The sequence below is a fragment of the Anaerobacillus sp. 63XJN7_4_ISO-PGPR-S23-413 genome, assembly GCF_056173725.1.
The window spans coordinates 1,179,238-1,200,768 of record NZ_CM149688.1 but is presented as its reverse complement, the minus strand read 5'-3'; the positions used below and the strand labels follow the sequence as shown (position 1 = coordinate 1,200,768).

25 protein-coding genes are annotated in these 21,531 nt (G+C 40.9%); 7 read left to right on the top strand and 18 right to left on the bottom strand.

Annotated elements, in window-relative coordinates; all coding sequences use genetic code 11:
• The first annotated feature begins 311 nt into the window (after nucleotides 1-311).
• The gene (locus AC0VYO_RS06575) at nucleotides 312-629 is read left to right on the top strand and encodes a heterocycloanthracin/sonorensin family bacteriocin (protein WP_475368691.1); all 318 of its coding nucleotides are present in this window, start codon (nucleotides 312-314) and stop codon (nucleotides 627-629) included.
• A 321-nt stretch (nucleotides 630-950) separates the two neighbouring features.
• Here AC0VYO_RS06575 and AC0VYO_RS06570 read toward each other — a convergent pair whose 3' ends face one another.
• The 4 genes from AC0VYO_RS06570 to AC0VYO_RS06555 form a co-directional block, all read right to left on the bottom strand.
• Nucleotides 951-1,322, bottom strand: a complete 372-nt coding sequence (locus AC0VYO_RS06570) for a DUF948 domain-containing protein (RefSeq protein ID WP_475366947.1) — start codon at nucleotides 1,320-1,322, stop codon at nucleotides 951-953.
• Between the two features lie 386 nt (nucleotides 1,323-1,708).
• Nucleotides 1,709-2,332, bottom strand: coding sequence for an HAD family hydrolase (locus AC0VYO_RS06565; RefSeq protein ID WP_475368690.1), 624 nt, complete (start codon nucleotides 2,330-2,332; stop codon nucleotides 1,709-1,711).
• Nucleotides 2,333-2,387: 55 nt separating this feature from the next.
• On the bottom strand, nucleotides 2,388-2,735 hold the full coding sequence (locus tag AC0VYO_RS06560; RefSeq protein ID WP_475368689.1) for a hypothetical protein: 348 nt from the start codon (nucleotides 2,733-2,735) through the stop codon (nucleotides 2,388-2,390).
• Nucleotides 2,736-2,856: 121 nt separating this feature from the next.
• Nucleotides 2,857-3,324, bottom strand: a complete 468-nt coding sequence (locus AC0VYO_RS06555) for a GNAT family N-acetyltransferase (RefSeq protein ID WP_475368688.1) — start codon at nucleotides 3,322-3,324, stop codon at nucleotides 2,857-2,859.
• A gap of 307 nt (nucleotides 3,325-3,631) precedes the next feature.
• On the opposite strand from AC0VYO_RS06555, the gene AC0VYO_RS06550 reads away from it, so the two are divergent.
• Nucleotides 3,632-4,699 carry a hypothetical protein gene (locus AC0VYO_RS06550; protein WP_475368687.1) on the top strand — a complete coding sequence of 356 codons (1,068 nt, stop codon included), beginning with the start codon at nucleotides 3,632-3,634 and terminating at the stop codon, nucleotides 4,697-4,699.
• 3 nt (nucleotides 4,700-4,702) lie between these two features.
• Here the strand turns inward: AC0VYO_RS06550 and AC0VYO_RS06545 are convergent, their stop codons facing one another.
• The 5 genes from AC0VYO_RS06545 to AC0VYO_RS06525 all read right to left on the bottom strand — a co-directional run bounded on the left by AC0VYO_RS06545 (nucleotide 4,703) and on the right by AC0VYO_RS06525 (nucleotide 7,807).
• A complete protein-coding gene (locus AC0VYO_RS06545; RefSeq protein ID WP_475366942.1) occupies nucleotides 4,703-5,257 on the bottom strand; it encodes a DUF488 domain-containing protein in 555 nt (184 codons plus the stop codon).
• Nucleotides 5,258-5,410: 153 nt separating this feature from the next.
• Nucleotides 5,411-5,569, bottom strand: a complete 159-nt coding sequence (locus tag AC0VYO_RS06540; RefSeq protein WP_194220805.1) for a hypothetical protein — start codon at nucleotides 5,567-5,569, stop codon at nucleotides 5,411-5,413.
• A gap of 69 nt (nucleotides 5,570-5,638) precedes the next feature.
• Nucleotides 5,639-6,859, bottom strand: a complete 1,221-nt coding sequence (gene hmpA, locus AC0VYO_RS06535; RefSeq protein ID WP_475366941.1) for an NO-inducible flavohemoprotein — start codon at nucleotides 6,857-6,859, stop codon at nucleotides 5,639-5,641.
• Between the two features lie 410 nt (nucleotides 6,860-7,269).
• Nucleotides 7,270-7,563, bottom strand: coding sequence for a hypothetical protein (locus AC0VYO_RS06530; RefSeq protein ID WP_475368686.1), 294 nt, complete (start codon nucleotides 7,561-7,563; stop codon nucleotides 7,270-7,272).
• A 4-nt stretch (nucleotides 7,564-7,567) separates the two neighbouring features.
• Nucleotides 7,568-7,807 carry a hypothetical protein gene (locus AC0VYO_RS06525; protein ID WP_475366939.1) on the bottom strand — a complete coding sequence of 80 codons (240 nt, stop codon included), beginning with the start codon at nucleotides 7,805-7,807 and terminating at the stop codon, nucleotides 7,568-7,570.
• A 408-nt stretch (nucleotides 7,808-8,215) separates the two neighbouring features.
• Here AC0VYO_RS06525 and AC0VYO_RS06520 point away from each other — a divergent pair, with 408 nt between their 5' ends.
• The 3 genes from AC0VYO_RS06520 to AC0VYO_RS06510 are packed head-to-tail and all read left to right on the top strand — an operon-like array spanning nucleotide 8,216 to nucleotide 13,665.
• Nucleotides 8,216-10,147, top strand: a complete 1,932-nt coding sequence (locus AC0VYO_RS06520) for a putative thiazole-containing bacteriocin maturation protein (protein ID WP_475366938.1) — start codon at nucleotides 8,216-8,218, stop codon at nucleotides 10,145-10,147.
• Entirely contained in the window at nucleotides 10,137-12,083 is a 1,947-nt protein-coding gene (locus AC0VYO_RS06515) for a TOMM precursor leader peptide-binding protein (RefSeq protein ID WP_475366937.1), read from the top strand. The genes AC0VYO_RS06520 and AC0VYO_RS06515 overlap by 11 nt, the downstream gene beginning before the upstream one ends.
• A 19-nt stretch (nucleotides 12,084-12,102) precedes the next feature.
• Nucleotides 12,103-13,665 carry a SagB family peptide dehydrogenase gene (locus AC0VYO_RS06510; RefSeq protein ID WP_475368685.1) on the top strand — a complete coding sequence of 521 codons (1,563 nt, stop codon included), beginning with the start codon at nucleotides 12,103-12,105 and terminating at the stop codon, nucleotides 13,663-13,665.
• A 55-nt stretch (nucleotides 13,666-13,720) separates the two neighbouring features.
• On the opposite strand, the gene AC0VYO_RS06505 is transcribed toward AC0VYO_RS06510, so the two are convergent.
• Both AC0VYO_RS06505 and AC0VYO_RS06500 read right to left on the bottom strand, forming a co-directional pair.
• Nucleotides 13,721-13,963 (bottom strand): hypothetical protein, encoded by a 243-nt coding sequence (locus AC0VYO_RS06505; protein WP_371019008.1) that lies wholly within the window; start codon nucleotides 13,961-13,963, stop codon nucleotides 13,721-13,723.
• Between the two features lie 53 nt (nucleotides 13,964-14,016).
• On the bottom strand, nucleotides 14,017-14,649 hold the full coding sequence (locus tag AC0VYO_RS06500; protein ID WP_194220786.1) for an HNH endonuclease family protein: 633 nt from the start codon (nucleotides 14,647-14,649) through the stop codon (nucleotides 14,017-14,019).
• 487 nt (nucleotides 14,650-15,136) lie between these two features.
• Between AC0VYO_RS06500 and AC0VYO_RS06495 the strand changes: the two genes are divergently transcribed.
• Nucleotides 15,137-15,721 carry a helix-turn-helix domain-containing protein gene (locus AC0VYO_RS06495; protein ID WP_475368684.1) on the top strand — a complete coding sequence of 195 codons (585 nt, stop codon included), beginning with the start codon at nucleotides 15,137-15,139 and terminating at the stop codon, nucleotides 15,719-15,721.
• Between the two features lie 175 nt (nucleotides 15,722-15,896).
• Nucleotides 15,897-15,980 (top strand): YjcZ family sporulation protein, encoded by an 84-nt coding sequence (locus AC0VYO_RS06490; protein WP_194222236.1) that lies wholly within the window; start codon nucleotides 15,897-15,899, stop codon nucleotides 15,978-15,980.
• A 222-nt stretch (nucleotides 15,981-16,202) separates the two neighbouring features.
• Here AC0VYO_RS06490 and AC0VYO_RS06485 read toward each other — a convergent pair whose 3' ends face one another.
• From AC0VYO_RS06485 to AC0VYO_RS06455, 7 genes are all read right to left on the bottom strand, one after another.
• Nucleotides 16,203-16,676 (bottom strand): SMI1/KNR4 family protein, encoded by a 474-nt coding sequence (locus tag AC0VYO_RS06485; RefSeq protein WP_430244964.1) that lies wholly within the window; start codon nucleotides 16,674-16,676, stop codon nucleotides 16,203-16,205.
• A gap of 2 nt (nucleotides 16,677-16,678) precedes the next feature.
• The gene (locus AC0VYO_RS06480; RefSeq protein WP_475368683.1) at nucleotides 16,679-17,350 is read right to left on the bottom strand and encodes an HNH/ENDO VII family nuclease; all 672 of its coding nucleotides are present in this window, start codon (nucleotides 17,348-17,350) and stop codon (nucleotides 16,679-16,681) included.
• Between the two features lie 12 nt (nucleotides 17,351-17,362).
• Nucleotides 17,363-18,100, bottom strand: coding sequence for a globin family protein (locus AC0VYO_RS06475; protein ID WP_475368682.1), 738 nt, complete (start codon nucleotides 18,098-18,100; stop codon nucleotides 17,363-17,365).
• Between the two features lie 293 nt (nucleotides 18,101-18,393).
• The gene (locus tag AC0VYO_RS06470) at nucleotides 18,394-18,816 is read right to left on the bottom strand and encodes an SMI1/KNR4 family protein (protein ID WP_475368681.1); all 423 of its coding nucleotides are present in this window, start codon (nucleotides 18,814-18,816) and stop codon (nucleotides 18,394-18,396) included.
• A 13-nt stretch (nucleotides 18,817-18,829) separates the two neighbouring features.
• On the bottom strand, nucleotides 18,830-20,533 hold the full coding sequence (locus tag AC0VYO_RS06465) for an HNH/ENDO VII family nuclease (protein WP_475368680.1): 1,704 nt from the start codon (nucleotides 20,531-20,533) through the stop codon (nucleotides 18,830-18,832).
• Nucleotides 20,530-20,844, bottom strand: coding sequence for a hypothetical protein (locus AC0VYO_RS06460; protein WP_475368679.1), 315 nt, complete (start codon nucleotides 20,842-20,844; stop codon nucleotides 20,530-20,532). The genes AC0VYO_RS06465 and AC0VYO_RS06460 overlap by 4 nt, the downstream gene beginning before the upstream one ends.
• 249 nt (nucleotides 20,845-21,093) lie before the next feature.
• Nucleotides 21,094-21,495 carry a DUF6141 family protein gene (locus AC0VYO_RS06455; RefSeq protein WP_475368678.1) on the bottom strand — a complete coding sequence of 134 codons (402 nt, stop codon included), beginning with the start codon at nucleotides 21,493-21,495 and terminating at the stop codon, nucleotides 21,094-21,096.
• Nucleotides 21,496-21,531 lie beyond the last annotated feature (36 nt).

Sequence of the window (21,531 nt, the reverse complement as noted above, 5' to 3'; positions counted from 1 at the left end):
ATTTAATTTTCTTTCAAGGGTTTTACCACAAATTAAAAGGGGGGATTTAACCATGAGGTCCTGGTTGAGCATTCTTGAGAGATTTAATAAATGAGTGACTTGATCTGACTGTTAGGCATCCTGCGAACCGTTGACACGATGCGATTATTCATAAATGTCCCTTCTCCAACTAGTTTGTACCGATGTATTCCGCTCCTTAATTAGGAACATTACCCAGTCACTCTACATATTTTGTTGGAGAAAGTGTTTCACTAGATAATCGACTAGGATATTCAAACCATTAGAAAAGAACGTCGGTGGAGGTGACATAAATGAATCAATTTCAAAATGATCTTCAACACTTAGATGTCGGAGAATACCATGCCCAAAATTTAGTACCATGTGAGCAAGTCAACTATCATACAAATGTTGATCCAAATGATTCCCGCTTAATCGGGTTTGTTTGCTATGGCTGCTTCCGATGCGCAGGTTGTGTAGGCTGCGCTGGATGCGCGGGTTGTGCTGGATGTGCGGGGTGTGCCGGATGCGGCGCGCGTTGTGCTCGATGCGCTGGATGCGGCGGTTGTGCCGCAAGATGTGGAGGTGGCGGTCGTTGCGGTGGAGGCGGTGGTCGTTGTGGTGGACGCTGATCGGATCAATTCCTAACATAAAATGAAATTGGATTGATTTTAATCACGCTTTTGATAAACGAATTACATCATAAGCTAAAACCCCACAGAAAAGAGCTTAGAGGCACAATGCTTCCAAGCTCTTTTTCATTTCATTAAAGCTGCATGACCGTTGTACAGGACTAATGATATAGTGAACAGCCTAAAAGTCTCTATACAATATAGATAAATCCTAGCCTCGGAAGCTCATAAATTTAAAAAGAGACCGGTTTGGTAGTGCACCCCGCAAGTTAGTTTTAATTAACTTTCAGGGGTCACTACCTATTCCCAGTCTCTTTCTCCTTATTTCAATTTAATGTGCACTGGCTTACTTTCCTGTGTATGGATGGTTTTCTTACGGTTCTTCTGCAGTGCCGTTCTTTTTATTGAGCTTGTTACATCGTGTATCATATCGCCCACATCATGAGCGGACTCGATTAAGGGGTCAACGGCTTCCATTTTCCCTTTTACATCAACCGAAATTTCATTGGCTTTATGAATCAGTTCCTCTGCTTCATCTGAAATGCCGTTTACTGAATTACGGACGCCAGACAACGTCTCCTTTGTTTCTGCCAATGTTGTCATAACTTTTCGTAATGTTAACACCAAATAGACGACAAGAACAATAAACGCGATGGCTACAAGGGTAACACTCCACTCAATTATTGAGACCACCTCCCTTCTTTTCTCTAAGTCTATGAAGGTGGGGGTTAGGACATTCCTTTATTGGAAACAGATGAAATTTATCAATGTAGGATTGTTCAAAATGACCTGATTTTAGAGGGTACCAGTCGCCATAGCTGGAGAGTTCTAAAGGATTAGCAGTCTCTTAAATGCAGTGCCTACCGTTTAAACTGTAGAACACGATATTTCTTAATCAAGATGAGCGATCTAGACTAAAATACAAGCAACTTTCCTCAAGAAGACGCATTTTTGAAAGTACGTTTTTCTGATTGAACTATTAACTTTGCGTATTTTCTCCATCGCTATACTTGATGTTCCGGAGAGTATCATTAAACTTAGCTCCCGAGAATTACAAGGCTATTCCTCATAAGGCCCCTTTAAGATCCATATAATTCCACCAACTCTTCAAACCTATCTATAACCTCATCATATTCACTTACCTCTCCAAACCCATACTTTGCATAAACAAAAGGTATCCCAGCATATCTTGATGCCTTTAAATCACCTTCTGTATCGCCTATGTATATAGGATTAGTTAGGTTGTTCCTTTCGATAATCAAGTTAATATTTTCCCCTTTAGATAGCCCGGTTCTCCCTGGATTCTCAAAGTCCGAAAAATACTCGCTTAAGTTATGAAACTCATAAAACGATTCGATGTATCCATCCTGGCAGTTGCTAACGATATATAGTTTGTATTTCTTTGAAAGTAAACTAAGGACATCCTCTACCTTATGGAAAAGTTGGCCCCCTTGTTTCTTTAAGTAATGCTCCTCGGTATTTAAACACTCTTGCATCACTTGGTCACGCACTTCCTTTGCCAAATGTGGAAACAATTTTTCACTAATTTCGTGCACTTGTAGCCCCAAAGTTCCTTCAAAATCAGTTCGGGTTAGTTCTCTGTTAATTTGACTATGCCTCCCGATGCAGCCATTCCACGCATCAAGTACAGTATCAATCGGATCCCAAATCGTTCCGTCTAAATCAAAAATAATACTATCCATATTTAGATTCACCTCTCGAAAAATTAAAAATTTCTATTTCAGTGGAATGAATTCCTTACATATTCGTTATGCCATTAATGAAGATGCTAAATACTAAGCTGATTGCTGTAAAACCAGCCACTGAAATTGAAAAAACTTTGTTATTTTTAAACTCATAGTTCGCTATTATTAACCCTGCGACACATAGCACTACCCATGCAGGCATAAATAGGGCATCTGCTATATTCACAGGTAATAATGCGTAACCATTTGATAAGAAAAACCCCCAGTGTAAAACCAACAAACCTACGATAACATAAGAGATTTTTCGAGGTGGTTTTCCTTTTTCATTTTTTCTAGCAGCTCTAATTGGAGTAACGATAAACGTCAAAATGGCAATAGTTCCTAAAACCATTAAAAACACTAGTGAAAACCCGATAATAATCAATCCCTTATTGATGATTTATTCAACCAATTTGCTCTAAACGTACGTTTAGCGCTTACCTTTTAATCAGCAAGCGCTTCTCTATTCTTTAACTAGCCGTTTAGATAAACCCTCTCATTCTTATCACTGTTCCATCCAACTCTAAACCCATCTCTTCCATACCAAGTTTATGGTAAAACCTTAATGCAGATGGATTTGACGGTGATACTCTCAAGTGAAATTCTTTAAGATTTTGATTCGCAAAATAATTGGAAGCGTATTTGTGTAACTCTTTGCCTATACCGCTCCCTCGGCTTTCTGGGACTAAATAGTATAAATTCACATAGCCAATTTTCCTACCTTCATATTCCTTTACAGTTAATTCTAGCTGTCCGATGATTTCAGCATCTTTTTCTACCATAACGAAACCGCCTGGAAATTCATTCACCTTATTTTCTAACCAATTTAAGTATTTATTTTCATCTCCAAAGTTTGTTAAATCTCCAAAACTCACTAGAAAGGAATCCTTACGAAACGTTATGACTTCTTTACGATGTTTAGCTATATTTATGGTTTTATAATTTAACACCTGGATTCACCTCTTTCTTTCGATATCAAAAGAATAAATCCGGAATGATTCCATAAATCAAAAATTCAATCGTATCTTGGGTAGTAATATCCTTATCCTTTACCCAAGAAATTGTCATATGAGCTAACATCATCCCTAACCTCAATACCAATTATTTCAAATTATAGTCATTTACTCAATCTCTATTTTCATAAAAAAAAATCTCTTATTCAGATCGCTTTCACCTTTGATAGCTTTTTGAAATCAACTCGATCCGAGTTAAAAACCTCAGAAAAAATCCTTTTGGAATATGCCAATAAGCTATATCATGGAACTCGTGACCAATAAGAAACGAGTGATTTTTATGAAAGCAAACATAAAGAGAAGAGAAATTCATCCGGCATCGGGCGGGATACTAATGGCACTTGGGATTTTCCTCTATGCAGACGTCGAGGCTTTCCCTCTCATTGCACGGAATTTTGGTGGGATGTTACTCATTGGCGTTTGGCTAATTAGTGTGGGCTTATTATCTTCATTAGTGCTACAGTTTTCTCGTAGAGAATGGAGGGAAACAGTCCTCCACCATCCCGTTCGTTTTTTTATGATGGGGACGTGGGTTGCGGGGATATTTGTTCTTTGTCAGGTAACGTTAAAGTATTTTCCTGAATCATTTTACGTCATTCAAATACTTGTCATTTTAAATACATTTCTAAGCTTCCTGTTCTTAGGCGGTAGCCTTATTCATTTTTATTCTCTATTGAAAGAACAATCCACCTCTTCTATACATGGAATTATTTTGCTATCAACTGTGACGACTCAAGCCCTTGTCGTTACATGGGCGAAGATGTTTTCCTTACCTCTTGAGGTTCTATTATTTGGTGTGATTTTAGGTGGGCTTTTCTATCTATGTGGAATTTGGTGTTTAAGCTTACGTTATTTGCGCGGAAGAAACTGGTCGTTGAAAGACGATTGGAAGAATACAAACTGCATTCTTCACGGGGCATTATCGATTACTGGATTAGCACTCGTGTCCACTCAGGCTTTGTCGGCAACTAGCCTTCTCTTTATGTGGATAGCGGTTCTTCTTATCTTGCTTAGCGTTGAAACGATCGAAATCATAAGAGCAGTCAAGAGAGTTCAAGCATTCGGTTGGAGAAAGGGATTATTCACGTATGATGTGAGTCAGTGGTCGAGGAACTTTACGTTTGGGATGTTTTACGCTTTTTCAATAGCATTGCCCGAGCGACAAAGTTCGATCGCTTTAATCGATCAGTTTCAACACCATTTTATATTCTTATGGAGTTGGGTTGTTATCCTTCTTCTTTGTCTAGAGGTCATCTTATGGATAGGCTCCCTTTCACTGAGAGAAAAGGAGCCTACTACATTACAGGAGTAACCTTTATTCATATAAATTTGGATACACGACGGTGCCATCCTTTTCAATTATTGGCATGGCCCCCCACTTTCCAAGCTCATGCTTAACGAGCTTTATTGTTTTTTTAGAATCGTCGATGATGTGGAGAACTTCCCAATTGTTTGCCTGTAACCAATTACTGATGAGCAAACGGTGACATCTGGCGGGATGACGTTCAGAACACATGTAGGCCACGTTCATTTTCTTCGCCTGCGTCTTAAGTTTCTTTACTCCTTCAATAAATTCGTTCGTCAACGTAAAATCAGCGTAATTGTGAAATGAAGGGTTTTTCCACCCTTCATTCAACTCAGCCCCAACAGAGCTAGACTGACGTCGTCTCCCACCGAGAAGAGGAAAGTGTGCGTATTCTATCTTTGCTTCCCGAAGCCATTCCTTCATATTTTCGCTCTTATATTGCGGGTGCTTCCGGCTTCCGGGGAAAGCTCGGATGTCCGCCACGTAGGAAATGTCAGCTTCTCGCAACATGTCCAGAAAATATTCCTTGGAATGATTGGAATGTCCAATCGTATAGATTTTCACGAACTGTCCTCCTTTCTCCAACTTCATGTTAAAAACTCTTTCTCTTCACCTTTATTCAAATAGATAAATAGTGCCTGTCACCCATAGGGAGTCAGGCACTATTTATCTATTTATATCGAGAATAACTATCGTATCTACGTTTGGAGTAATAGCTTATTTTTCTTTTTGCACCATCTTTTTTAATTCTTCTTGTGCTTTTTGTACCGATGCTACATCTCTTTCTAACGTTTCCAATTTTGTAGTAATCGGTTTTAAAGCTTCTTCAAGCACCGTTTGCAAGCGGAGGACTTTTTCATTTTCTTTCGTTTCCATAAATACCTCTCCCTTCAACGTATCTATGCGCCACATTAGATCGGCTTATCTATCACTTTTAGTAGGGAGCTATTCTTCCTCAATTGTACTAACAGGACTGAACAACTCATAGTGACGTCTCTCTGCTGGTACTCCCCATTCTTTAAGCGATTCATTTACAGATTTCAAGAAGGGAAGGGGACCACAAAAGTAAAAGTCTTTTTGATGATTAGATAAGACCGATTGAAGCCAATCTAAATCAATCAACCCTTCTTTATCAAAGCGAAGCTCAGCGCGATCCTGTTCAGTTGGATCAGAATAACACACATAATAAGAAACGTTTGAATTTTCTTTCGCTAACTTCTCTACGTGCTCCCCTATTGCATGTACATTGCTATTTTGAGCAGCATGAATGAACGTGATTTCACGATTCGAACCGTTCTCAACCAGGCTATTCAGCATGCTCAACATCGGTGTAATTCCTACACCTCCACTAATCAACACAATCGGTTGGTCGTCAGTTGTGTAGGTGAAATCCCCTGCTGGTGCTGCAATAGATAGTGTGTGACCTTCAGAAATATCATGATGAAGATAGTTTGATACTATTCCGGCTGGTGCATCGTCTACGGCATCCTCACGTTTAACGCTAATTCGGTAATAATCTTTATTAGGAGCATCTGACAAACTATAATGCCTCATATGAGAATATTGTTCACCCTCTATATTGGCTTCTAACGTGAGATACTGGCCAGGTTTATAAGACGCAATAGGACCACCGTCCTCTGGTTTTAAATAAAATGAAGTAATAACATCGCTTTCTTTCACCTTACGATCGACATAGAAAGAACGATTTCCGATCCATCCACCCTGTTTCTGATCTGTTTGTTCGTAGAGCTTAGCTTCTGTTTTAATGAAAATATCTGCAATAGCTGTGTAAGCTTCTCCCCAGGCATCGATAATCTCGTCTGTTGCCGTATCGCCCAGAACATCTTTAACTGCTTCAAGTAACGTTTTCCCTACAATTGGGTATTGTTCAGGCTGAACACCTAGAGCCCGGTGTTTTTCAGTCACTCTCTCTACCATTGACTCGATTTCTTCTAGATTATCAATATTGGCTCCAGCTAAATAAACGCCGTACGCAAGTGCTCCTTGTTGAGTACCTAATTTTTGATTCGTTTGGTTAAACATATTATATAGATCTGGTACGCGCGAGAATAACAATTCATAGAATCTTTCCCCGATCTCCTGGCTATGCTCCTGCAATACCGGAGCAGTTGATTTGACGATCTTAATTGTATTTTCGTTTAACATGTCATAACCCCTTTCTGATCTAATGTTGGCAATGTTTCTAGTCCTTATACACCTCTCTTGCTTTTTCAATCAATCGATCACTTAATGAACCGTGATAGTAGATGCCGGATAAAAGAACAGGTGTATGAACCGGTTTTTAAAGAAGTATTTTGAATACATCTTTATGGTAATAGACATCTATATTAAAATCAATGCGCATAGGAAGGTTTTAAGTAAATGGACACATTTCAGAAGAGGGAAGACTTATATTTCTATTGGGTTCTGTAGATAGCTCATTAAGCATCCTGTTCGCTAGTTTATAGACCAAAGGACGTTTCGAACTCTCCCTCTTCTCAACCTTTACCTTCATTAAAAAAGCACTTCTCCATCTCGGAGAAATGCTTTGTTAGAGAGGAATGTCTCTAAGTTCTTTATTGTTCAAACTCAATATGAGTACTAAGATCAACATTTCCTTCGTTGTTCAAAAAGGTGGTTAAATCGGTTACCGCTCCTTCCTCCAATCGGTAAGTGAAACGATCTTCCAACAAAAGACTTTGAATGAATCCTTCTCCGGTTTCAGTCATCCATAAATGAAATGTTTGGTAAGTGTTTTCATCCGTAATAAGATCGTAAGTCAAGACTGGAGGTGTTTTAATCACTTTTTGATCATCAAGTTCCACTGCACGATTAGTCGCGTTCACGAACTCTTCTCGTTCATCTGCCACAAACTTACATGTGGTTTTGTTTCTCATCCCCCGCCCTGGTATTTTTCTTTCTCTTATAAAGAACGTAAATCACATTCGCGATAACTAGTAATAAAGAACCGGTTAAAGCCCCATAGATAGGAGGTAAATAGGGAACATCAGGCAGAAAGACGAGTTGACTTCCAAAGCTCCCTCCGATGAAAACCGCCAAAGCCAGCACACTCCATCTCCATTCGGAATGGATGAGTTTCTTCTTTTTCTTCATTATTAAAGACTCCCTTCATTCTTCGGTTTCATTTTCGGTTATCGCATTATTGAAGGAGTTGTTTTGAATGCCATTGCCTATAGGAGACAGAATCCCCTCAAATAGTCCATGCGTATGGCCTCTCATTCTTCATAAAATAGGCATGAACATTCGTTTCAAATTGTCTATTATCTCTTAGCAAATTGTTGAAAATTGCTGCCCTTTTCAGAAATAACTTTTTCACTTTCCATCTCAACTTTAACATAAATATCCAACCCCTTATCCTACTTAAACTATCCTTACTTTGTGTCAGTAAACTCATTTGAAATTCGTCAGCCGTGGTGTCGCGATTTTGTCCACACATATGAGACAAAGCAACGAACATAGACTCCTAGTATGAAGTCAGATCAGTGAATCAGGAGGTGTCTGATGATGAATATTCATCCTTCTATGCGTTTAAAGCTAAAGAAGGGCACTTTCTTCATGCCAGAGCCGAACGGGAGCGTTTATTTTAGAAACAATTCAGGTTCGTTTCGTATGGAAGGTAGCACGATTCATCAATGGATAGAAAAGCTTATTCCAATGTATAACGGGGAATATTCGCTAGCTTGCTTAACAGATGGATTACCAGATCCCTATCGTAATCGTGTTTACGAGATTACCGATTCCCTCTTTACGAATGGGTTTCTTCATGACATTAGTAAAGACCGCTCCCATCAGTTGAAACCACATGTGGTGGAGAAATTCGCTGCACAGATTGAATACATCGAAAGTTTCTGTGATTCAGGAGCTTACCGGTTTCAACGATACCGAGAGCAAAACGTTTTAGCTATCGGAGAAGAATCCATGTTAATTGGATTAGTGTCATCTTTACTTACATCCGGCTTGCCCCGGTTCCATACGTTACTAACAAACACGAACACCAGTCAACAAAGAATAAGGGAATTAGAGGCGGCTGCGAGACAAACAGACCCTGAAGTTTCTATTGAACTCACATTAACAAAGGATAATGATCCGCTCTCATGGGATGCCCTGGTCGAGCCATTCGATGCGATTTTATACGTATCACAAGAAGGAAATGTCAAAGAACTACGAACCATCCTTCATGCCTGCCAAGAAAAAAGAAAACTATTCATCCCAGCACTCTGCCCTAGAAAGGTTGGTGTGGCTGGCCCACTTGTAAGCCCCGATTCCGGCTGCTGGGAATCTGCATGGCGAAGCATGAACCGGAACGAACAAACGAGCTCACTCTCTTCCCCAGCAGGTGCAATGCTAGCGAATGTGATCGTATTTGAATTATTTAAAAAGAGCACGGGCATCCCTGTGCTGTCGCACAACCAAATGTATCTCCTTAACCTCGAGACACTTGAAGGCAAATGGCATCCGTATCAACCTCATCCGCTCGTATCAGCAAAGCTCGACGTTATAAGGGTAGAAAACGTATTAGAAAAGATAAGGACAAATGATGGAAAAAAAGCTCAAAACGAACTTCTCTACTATTTCAGTCAGTTAACCTCAAGCGAGTTAGGTATTTTCCATAAGTGGGAAGAAGGCGAGCTGAATCAATTACCTTTAGCTCAATGTGAAATTCAAACGGTTAACATACAACCAGATGACCCTTCTTTACGACATCCGAGTATCCTAATTGCCGCTTTAACCCACGAAGAAGCGAGGCGAGAAGCTGGTTTGACCGGAATTGAGCAGTACGTACTTCCTTTAAAGGAGAAGATCATCTCATCACTTCCCTCTCAATTGGAGAATTGTCCTTATATACAAACCGACCTTCATATTGGAGCTGGAGAAACGTTCATTGAAGGAGTTAGCCGGGCTCTGCAAAAAACACTTGAAGAGGAGTGGAATGAGAAAGCGGATCAGTGCACTGCAAACATATCCAAACTTTCCTTCGATCAAGTTGAAGACAATCTCTGTAACTACTATTTGAAAGTTTTATCGACCATGAAGAAAGTGCCGGAGCTAGGCTTAGGGAAAGATGTGTACGGACTTCCTGTCGTATGGAGGGAAGCGGAAGATAACCGCTGGTACGGAACTATCGGATTTACTCTCACGCTGGCTTTGCGCGGCGCGCTTCTTCAGGCAGTTAAAGAGGCACAAAACAAATCAACTTCGGCAGCTCCGTCTTTTTCAACGATTCAGTTTGAAGAAAAAGCAGTTCAATCCATTGATATTCCTGCCTATGACACGAACGACCAGGCTAACATTCTTCGTTCCGTGGTGGACCTTTTCGAACAACAAAAAAAGGAGCTTTCCATTGTAAAAATAAATCTCGAAACCTTTGAAAAAGATGGATATCTAGATGTCTACGGTGTGTTGTTAGGAAGGGGGAGACGACGTGAGCGCTAATATTACACTAGTAGGAAATGGCATGTTACAACAACGCGTAGCGAAAGAACTGGCTCCCTTCCATCACCTCACTCTCCTTCCAGACTTAGAGAAGGCGATTCCTAAGAATACGACATTGTTGCTCGTCATCCATGACTATTGGAATCCATCGATCCATAAACTTGCGGAGGAAGTGGCGCGGGAGCACGGTATCGATTGGCTACGGGGCTTCTTATCATTTGGTGAAGGTGTCGTTGGTCCGCTCGTTCGCCCCGGTCGTGAAGGCTGTTCACAATGTGCGGATACAAGAAAGATGATGGCAGCGAACGACCGGGAAGATCTATGGAAAATTCAACAGGTTTTAAGCAAGGCCGATGGCGATATTCGTGATGAATGGCTCTCTCAAACGGGACTTCTTCAAATGGCTCAACTAATCAAAAATGAAGTGCACAATGTGGTACATCTTAAGTCTCCTCAATTAGAAAGGGTGATTCAATTTACCAATTTAGGTTCCCTTGAGAGCTCTCGCCATCGTATCTTACCAGACGCCTATTGTTCCGTTTGCAGTCATTTGCCCGAAGACTCCGAAACGGATGCGGTGATTACGCTTAAACCAAGTTTGAAAATTAGTGAAGATAGCTATCGATGTCGTTCGATGGACGACTTAAGCAACGTACTTTCAAGAGATTATCTCGATCCACGAACAGGTCTATTAAATCGTCTTATGATCGATTTTGAAACACCGTATGCTGATGCGATCGTTAACCTTCCTCTGTTTAATGGAAATGAAGGCTCTGCAGGAAGAACAAATTCGTATGCGATGAGTGAAATGACAGCGATATTGGAAGGGTTGGAGCGGTCTTGTGGCATTGATCCAAAAGGTAAAAGAACCGTTGTTCACGATTCCTATCGCAATCTGGATCGAGCCTTGAACCCTCTTAAGCTCGGCGTTCATGCCGATGAACAGTATGCAGAGCAAGGCTATCCATTCGCTCCATTTCATCCTGATCGAAAAATGAACTGGGTGTGGGGCTACTCTCTTATTGAAAAAAAGCCGATTCTCGTGCCAGAGCGGCTCGCTTATTACAGCATGGGCTGCGGCGACGGGTTTGTGTTTGAAACGTCTAATGGCTGTGCGATCGGAGGAAGTCTTGAAGAAGCGATTTTCTACGGCATGATGGAAGTGCTTGAACGCGACTCTTTTCTATTAACATGGTATGCAAAGCTCTCTCTTCCTCGGATTGATCCAGTCTCATCAAATGACGAAGAGCTCGATTTGATGATCGACCGCATGCGAGAAGTACTAGGCTATGATCTTTATTTATACAATGCAACGATGGAACACAACATCCCCTGCATCTTAACGATTACGAAGAACCGCACTTCTCATACCGATCGCTTAAATCTGATGTGTGCGGCTGGCGCACATCTCGACCCTGTGAGAGCTGTAAAAAGTGCAATCTTTGAGAGTGTTGGACTGATCCCACCGTTAAATAAAGATTTTAAAAACAAGAAAGATGAATTTCTAGCCATGTATCACGACTCTTCTCTCGTGAAGAAAATGGATGATCACGGCATGGTATACGGACTTCCTGAAGCGGAAGAACGCCTTCACTTTTTACTAAATCAGAATCGACCTATGCAAACATTCCAAGAAGCTTTTCAACCGGCAAAACATCATGCCGACCTCACGGATGATCTAAATACGATGTTACAAACCTTTCGCCGTTTGGACTTGGATGTCATCGTCGTTGATCAAACTACACCTGAAATTCATCGGAACGGACTTCACTGCGCAAAGGTCATCATTCCAGGCATGCTGCCGATGACTTTTGGCCATCACCTGAGACGCATCACAGGCTTAAGCAGAGTATTAAAAGTTCCAAAAGAACTCGGATATGTTGATCGCGAACTAACAGTTGAGGAGCTTAACCCTTATCCGCATCCGTTCCCTTAACGTGGCAAGGAGGTTAGTGATGAATCTTGATTTGTTCCTACATCAACTGCATTTCCGAAATGACCTAGTGACGCCACCGAACTGGGAAGTGAATTGGGACGATGCTCCCCTTCCATTTAAGATTTATCGTCATTTGCCGGAATACGCTCTTGCTCATGATGTTCCATTCGCTATTCAAGAATCATCGTTTCACCCAACGCCCGATCTGAAAACAATCGGTTATTTTCTCTGGTATGTTTATGGGCTGTCTCAGATTAGTCAGACAGCTTTTCCATCTGACGAGGGTGGCGAATCAACGGAAACGATGCAATCATTCCGCCGCTTCCCCCCATCAGGAGGCGGCTTATATCCAAGTGAACTGTATCTATATCTTAAACTAGATGAACTACCGAATGGGATTTACCATTATGATGTTGCCCATCATCGTCTTCTTTTGTTACGTAAAGGTTATTTTGATTCTTACTTAAACAGCGCACTAGGAAGTAGCTCTAACCTTTCGAGCTGTTTTGGGGCCGTCATCATCACGACGATGTTTTGGAAGAACTTTTTTAAATACAACAACTTTTCCTATCGTCTTCAAGGATTGGATGCGGGGGCACTTATTGGTCAGCTATTGGAGGTTAGTAAATGTTTTCGCTTCTATCCGAAGGTTCATTTTCAATTTCTAGATTCAGCGATCAATCACTTACTGGGGCTAGAAGAACTGGAGGAAAGTACTTACGCGGTCATTCCGCTATCAAAGCATAATATCGTGCATGAAGATGCGCCTGGAGAATGTTCAGCAGCAGAGTTGGTTAAAGAAATTCCTAAAATCAAAACAACGCATTACCAACGTTCTCAAAACGTCTTACCGTTTCCTGAAATCGCACAGGTTCATCATGCTACGCTGCTTGAAACAACCGAGTTAATCCGAGGTCTTAAGAAAAGCGAAGAAAAACTGGAAAAAAAGCCAAAGGTTGCTTTGCCTAAAGCAAGAGAGAGAACCAAAAATTTAGCTCACGTTTGTCAGAATCGCTATTCACCAGAAATGGATTTTAACGGACAAAGAATCGATCAGATTCAGCTCGCTTCCCTTCTGAAGGAAAGCACCGATTCCTACCGGTACGCTAACGATTTAGATAAGGAAGAAAACCAATTGTCACGCGTCTCTCTTTACGGGTGCTTTTATCAAGTAGATGGCATTCCGAACGGGGCTTATCGGTATGACCCTACTTCACATTCCCTTTTAACCATTAAAGAGGGTGACTTTCGTTTAGACCTCCAAGCTGGAATGTCCCTTCACAACGTTAATCTGCATCAAGTTCCGATCTGCCTGCATTTAGTCGGAGATTGCACGTATCACAAAGCAGAACTTGGCTACAGAGGCTATCGCATTCAACATATGGAAGCTGGGATGCTTCTTCAGCAACTATTATTAACGGCCAGCGCACTTGGCATGAACGGTCATCCCCTGCTTGGTTTTGATATCAATGGTTGTGATGACATTTATGAACTGGAAGCTGCACAGAAAACGACAATTATTCAAATTCCTGTAGGGTTTCATCGTGCTAAAAGTTGGTTGGTTGGGGGGATGCATAGTTAGGAGAAGGGGTCAGGTACGCACCTGACCCCTTTTGGTGCCTGTCACTTGTCGAATTTTAAGAGCGCTCAAGCACCGATACGAGCAAACGGTGAATGACTTCATGGTCACGCACATCGTGTAAGCGGTATTCTTTCCCAGGGAGCGTGTACCACTCCTCTGCTCCTACATACGTGATGCGAAGCGTGAGATCGCCTTTCTCATCACAGGAAGTCACCAGTTCAAGCTCCCCGCTAATCACACCTACTTCTTCGGTCATAACACCATGAGTTGCAGTGAAAATGGAAGACTTTTGTTTCATTTGAGCGCACCTCCTCAGCTTGTCGAAACGATCAAACTATCAACTAACCCGAATTAATAACTACACGTATTCAGCATGCTTTGAAGAGCCGATTTCTCTGAAGACTGAAGGCTTAAATCATAGTCATACTTCGTATTGATCCACCACTTTGCATACCCGCAGTGAGCACTGTAACGCGTTGGCTTCCAAGTAGACGGATCCTGATCACCCTTGGAGCGGTTGCTGCTTGCCGTTACTGCAATAAGATGCGGACCATCAAGGTCATTCGCGTAATCCTCTCGCTTTTGTGTGCTCCAACTACTTGCTCCTGAACGCCACGCCTCTGCCAACGGAACCATATGGTCGATATCTAAATCAGACGGGTCATACACTTGCACGCCATCAAAGTAGCTGTACCATTTACCAGACGTTACAGGACAGTCACCGCTGTAATAATCAGCATCCCTCTGCAGCACCAATTGACGCGTGTCACAGCCATTCCCCTGTCCAATCCAGTGTGAGAATTTATCACGTGAGTATCCGGACATAGAATCTTCAGACTGTACAGTCAAGGAATCCAATTGAGATTGAGCGGCAGACTTTGACGGTGTTCCAGGAGGGATCGCAAGAGCGGACGGAAGACCAAATTGATATCCACTAAACAACAGAACCAACGTAAAAACAACTAAAATCGATTTCTTTAACATAGTAATGCCTCCTACTTTTTTGATTATTTATGTCCTAACGCCTTCGTTCAGGCGTAAGAGATATTAATAGTCTTTTAAGTCAAAAAGAGAACTGAGACATAACAAAGCGTAGTAACCTCTTTTATCAAGCAGTATGTTTCTTTTATGTATCAGCGCGACTTAAATCTAGCATAATTTTCAAACAATGTTCTACCGTTCAAAGACATATAATCAAAGTTGGTTCATATGAGCTAGTGAGCGTTCTCTCATTTTTAAGTAGATGTTCCCAACAATTTTTACAAGCTTCATAAAAAGCGTGACCTTTGGATGATATGAAAAAATCAGTGCGAATCACCCACGATAAAATGACCTAAACTATTAAGACCAAATCAGACCTTTTTCAATCTCGAATCGTCACCATGTTTCTTAATAAAAAAACTCTACGGAACGTTTGTTGTTACTGAGCTTATTAGCTTATAAGATAGAAACGTAGTAGGAGGAGAATACGATGAACAATAGTAAAGTGGGAGAACTAATTTATAGTTTGAGGAAGGAAAAACGCCTTACTCAGAAGCAATTAGCCGATCTAATAAACATTTCTGATCGAACCGTTTCAAAGTGGGAGCGAGGTTATGGCTATCCAGATATTTCGCTATTACCACAGTTATCTGAACTGTTAGGAGTTAACATTGAAAGTATCTTAGATGGTGATTTAGCGTCAAATGATTTTGTAGGAGGAAATATGAAAAAATCAAATTACTTTGTATGTGAATTATGTCAAAATATCGCTTTAGCAACTGGAGATATTTCCATATCTTGCTGCGGAAGAAAATTAGATCGATTAGAAGCAAAGAAAGCAACAACTGAAAACCAACTTACCATCATGAATATTGACAATGAATGGTATATTTCTAGCGAACATCCGATGTCTAAAGATCACTATATCTCCTTTATTGCTTTTGCAACCGGAGATCAAGTTCGAATTATGAAGCAATATCCGGAATGGAATTTACAAGCACGCCTTCCTAAAAGCAAGCATGGCAAATTACTGTGGTATGATACGAAATTCGGATTGTATTATCAGCTGATATGAGCTTTTTTTGTGAACCGGAACTAAAGAGGGGGTCAGGTACGTACCTGACCCCCGATACATTAAACCACTAAAGACTATTTTCACTACTTGTCTTCACTCCTTTCAAACGATTGCATATTCTATTAATGAGAGTGATCCATTACCTCTTAACTTGAAAATCACAGGAGTGATAACTATGTCTGGATACAATAACAGCTTCGCCCTAATTGTTGTCTTGTTCGTTCTATTGATCATCGTCGGCGTTGCTTTTGTAAACTGATAATACCAATGAAGGGGAATCGCCGGAATCGCCGGGACGGTTCTGGTGATTCCACCTCATAAATAAAAGAAGCATTCATTATTGGAATAATGAATGCTTCTTTTAACGTTTTTCGAAATATTGCATTATGAGAACCATCCCCGCGATGCTTAGATGCTCAATTTATTGCATCATGAGAACCGTTCCCACGAGGCTAAAGCGATAATTCTTAATGCAACATAATTACTCCATTTCTTCCATCACTAAATCAAGTAGAAAATCTCCAAAGTCGTTCGCAATTAACTCATAAATTTGATTCTCTATTTCTACACCCGTATCAAAAGAAACTATTTGTGGTTCTCCCGTATCATCCAGTTGATTAAAATCCAAACAGTATAGTTCACCGAATCCACTATCGTAAATAACTAAAAGGTGATTAGGAAGATATATATTCTTGCGTTCTGTTAATGTATACCATATTGCATCCGGAACCGCAGAATTTTCAAAATCTCGGTCAATTATTCCATAGATCTCTTGAGAACCAAAATTACCAGCTCCAAATGTTTTTAAAAAGTCAAGATATGCGCCGGTAAACTTAAAGCCTAACTCTTGCTCCGCTAACTGTATTAATTCATTTGAACGACCTCCAACAAAGTCGGCTGTATCCTCTTCATTTAAAATATATTTTTTTGCTTTATGATAATGATCAATACTCATCTTTATGATTCACTCCCAAATATATAGTCATTGTATCTATTTTTCCAATATTCACTTCGCCATTTGTTAAATTCTTTCCTATTAATACCAGAAGGGATTTTATTTGGATTGATATGAATTACGAGACTATTTTCTTTATGAAAGGTTGATGTAACCTCTGCTATAGAACTTTCATTTCGCTGAGTAGTGTGATGAAGATTTATTGATTTTCCATCAGGGCCAAGTGGAGCTAAACCTTTTTTCATCCTATCGAGATTTGTTCTTCCTCGCGCATCTTTTTTATTAGGATTAATAATATCGTCTCTTTGATAAACTTTTATATGATTAAATTCAATAGTCTTATCCCAATAATTATACCCACTGAATTTCCTACTAGTACCCTTCCCACCATAAACCCGATCAATCTCAGTCTTAATCCGAGAAACCGGATCATTCCACACATTATAAGGTGCGCCACTTTTAGAAACCGAAGCTCCCCCTGCACCCGCTCCAGCTAACGCCGGTTGAGCACCCTTCCCTTCAACTTTAACATTCTTCGCGGCATCCGCAACATCCTCAATCGTTTTTGCGGTTGTTCCGATTTTGCCGAGACCTTTATCTCCTATGGCTCCAATTCCTAATGATGTTAGACCGTAAGTAATGAATGCCGTTCGACTTTCGGCATCGCCGTTCACAAAGTCTCGATCCTAGGCTTCCTTAAACCCTTGCCACATGTATTTTGGTACATCCAACACCTTCTGGACATTGCCTTTTGGATCATCAAAAATGTTCTTATAGAAGTTTATCGTTTCTAAGCTTTTAAATAGTAATTCAGGGAGATCTTCTTCATCGCGATACACAGCAAGGTTCGGTCCAAATGCTTTTTCAGCTAACGCGTTAAGCTCCTTAAACCCATCAATCGCATCCTCTACGGCATTCCCGCTTCCAACCTGCACACCCTTTACCACATCACCTAAAAAGCTCCGTGCCGTATTCCGCGCTTCATCAACCTTCTGCTGCGTCTCTCCCCACCAGCGATCCACATAGCTTGAGTACCTAACTACACTGTGCGACACATCCCGGCGCACATCGTCTAGATAAGCCGTCGTTTTTGATAAAGGATCAAGCACGACACTTTCATACGTCTGTTTCATCCTACTCAGGATGACCTGTGGATTCAGGGCATGTTGCAGGTCTGGAAACATCTCTCCAAATGCACCACTGTATGAAGCCGTTAGTGGATTTTTCCCAAAAAGACGTTCACTCCAGCTTAACGCTTCACCCGTAACAGGATCATAATCCTGGAACAACCTGTTTAAGCTACTGAATTTTAATGCCATAAGACCGAACTTCGCAGAAAGCGAGTGATCTTCTTCCGTCATTTTTCTCTCGGTTAATTTCACTGCCGCCTGCAGGTCATGGAGCTTGTCCCGGTATTTGCGCATTTCATATTGTAATTATCGGGACGGTTCTGTTGAGTTAATCCCATAAAAAAAGGGGAGCATTAATTATCCCACTAATTAATGCTCCCTTTCATTTTATTTCGAATTTTGTATCATGAGAAACGTACCCCCAATGATGGAGCGAAAAAAACAACATAGGGCGGTTTTTTCACACTACCTCTCTCTTTAGTGGGACGAGGTACCTGTCCCCACGGCTAGATTTCTCCCTATCACCTTTTTCTAAAAGCGCATCATGAATACCAGCCCCACAATGCTATGCGATTGCCCACAAAATCTTAATCTACATTATCAATCGCCTCTTGGAAACTATCATCTAAATAGTCAGTAAACGATTTATATCTTTTAATTTCTTTTTTACTTATATCATCCCATCGTATAACATAATATTCTTCGACTGTGTTTAAACAATATAAAAACTCATCGACATCCTCTATAACAATGTAGTTACTTGGTAAACCTAATTTTCTATATCGAATTGTATATTCAACCACCGATGCGTAATCTTCTCTTTCAACACCTAGAATGTCAACCCCACAAATTCCTCCAGAACCAAATCTCTTGATAAACTCTTTATAGTCCATCGGGAACATTACTTTCAATGTATTCTCTGTTTTTGTTAAAATCTCATCAGATACTTCTCCACTAAAGTCTCCAGCTTCAATATATTCATTTATCATATTTAGAATGTTATTATTCATAAGCATATTCCCCTCAATCTAAATTATTTGCACGCCATTTCCAGTATTTTTTTCTGAAATTATTGAATTGTTTATCTAGAACTTCATCATTCCTAAAGCTATCCCCGTTTTTTATTAAGCCATGTAATATTTTCTTATAATCATCATGAGTTGTTGCAACTATCTCTACCATATTTCCAGATTCCTTTTGAATTAAATGATGAAGTTCAATTTGAACCTCTAATCCGTTTTTATCAATAACATATGGTGACCGACCTTTAGCGATCAATTCCCTATTTGAAAGACCCTTAGCTAGTGGGTGACTAGGAGTGTAATTCCAATCGATATCGTTTATTTGATAAACCCGTCTAGAAATATCCATTTCTTTACCGCTTACTTTAACAGTGCCTTCAACCTCTATTGCTTTATATTTTTCACCTAACCAATCAAGCTCTACTTCTCTCCCACTCAAACTTGATTTTTTAGTGGATTTCTTAGTGTAACTTTTATTACTACCCTTCCCACCATAAACCCGATCAATCTCAGTCTTAATCCGAGAAACCGGATCATTCCACACATTATAAGGAGCGCCACCTCTAGAAGCTCCCCCTGCACCCGCTCCAGCTAACGCCGGTTGAGCACCCTTCCCTTCAACTTTAACATTCTTCGCGGCATCCGCAACGTCTTCAATTGTTTTTGCTGTTGTTCCGATTTTGCCGAGACCTTTATCTCCTATGCCTCCAATTCCTAATGATGTTAGACCGTAAGTAATGAATGCCGTTCGGCTTTCGGCGTCGCCGTTCACAAAGTCTCGATCCCAGGCTTCTTTAAATCCTTGCCACATGTATTTCGGTACATCCAACACCTTTTGAACGTTGCCTTTTGGATCACCAAAGATGTTCTTATAGAAGTTTATCGTTTCTAAGCTTTTAAATAGTAATTCAGGGAGATCTTCTTTATCACGATATACAGCAAGGTTCGGTCCGAATGCTTTTTCACCTAATGCGTTAAGATCCTTAAATCCCTCAATCATATCTTCCACGGCATTCCCGCTTCCAACCTGCACACCTTTTACCACATCACCCAAAAAGCTCCGTGCCGTATTCCGCGCTTCATCAACCTTCTGCCGCGTCTCACCCCACCAGCGATCCACATAGCTTGAGTACCTGACCACACTATGAGACACATCCTGGCGAACATCGTCTAGATAAGCCGTCGTTTTCGATAAAGGATCGAGGACGACACTTTCATACGTTTGCTTCATCCTACTCTGAATCACCTGTGGGTTTAAGGCATATTGCATATCTGGAAACACTTCTCCAAATGCACCACCGTATGAAGCATTCAGTGGATTTTTTCCAAAAAGACGTTCACTCCAGCTTAATGCTTCTCCCGTGATAGGATCATAATTCTGAAACAGCTTGTTTAAACCACTGAATTTTAATGCCATAAGGCCGAACTTAGCAGAAAGCGATCGATCTTCATCCATCAGTTTTCTTTCTGTTAGTTTCACTGCCGCCTGTAGGTCATGGAGCTTGTCCCGGTATTTGCGCATTTCATATTGCAACTCCGCTTGAAGGGCATCAATTTTACCGGTGTTCGCGCCCGTGATGTTCATTAGAAGAGATTGATAGTTCCATTTAAAATCGCTAATCGCTTCATCTGCTTTTCGCTCGGCATCCTGGATGCCGCTTGCTAGCTGGTCTAATTGTTCTGGTTTAATTGCTATTCTCGTCACTTCAAGCCCTCCGCATTCTGAAGAAGTCGGTCGATTTCTTCGTTAATCGCAGAGGTCAGTTCCTCATGAACCGCATACACACTTTGAGAGGCTTGTTCGAGTTCTCCAATAAGCGATTCATAAGCTTCACGTGCCTCTCCAACCCAATTCGACGAGTAAGCCGAATGATGGTGATCAAAGACTCGTTTACTATCATCGATATCAAATCTAGCTTCCCTTACCTTTCCTAGATACGCTTCCAACGTCTCGGCTTCTGCTCGATACTTCATACGCTCTAAATAACGTTTAAATTCTTCTAGTTCGTTTAGCACCGCAACCTCCTTTTCGACCAAACCTCGTTTCACCACAAATGAAGTCTATGTGTACGTCTAGTTAGGTATAGCCGCTGTATTGTCGAGCAGGAAATGATCGCTCTCATATCTTCCATTAATTTCTAAACCTAGAATACCCTCTCTTCCCCTCCTTTTCTATGTCTTTCGACGCATTCAACGAAAATAGTCCTTTTCTCATGAGAGAAAAGGACTATTTCTGCGAATCTCGTATGCTTTTCACAACTGTATCTATTCATTCCGTTCTCCACTCACCCGATCCATCACATCCACCAACCGCTCCGGCTCCCGTGATCCGATCATAATTTTCTCACCCTTCACATCTATTAGTACACCATGCTTTCCACTGATCGAATAGGCTTTCTCCTTGCTGAAATTCCTCCGTATCCCCCATCCGCCAAACCTTTTAATAGGACGATATTCCAAACTTTCGTAGCTCTTTATATCCTGAAACAAGAAGACACGAGTTGATAGATGAAATGGGACAAATCGCACATAAACTCCATCGGCTCTCACCTCAGTAATCAGTCGCAGCCACCCAAGCATGACAATGGGAAAAGCCATGCCAAAGAGAACCCAAAAAATGGTGAGCTGCATGTCAGACCCCGGATTACTCCCAAACGGAATGCCCATCACCACCTGACGGAAAAAGCCAATCTACATTAGGAT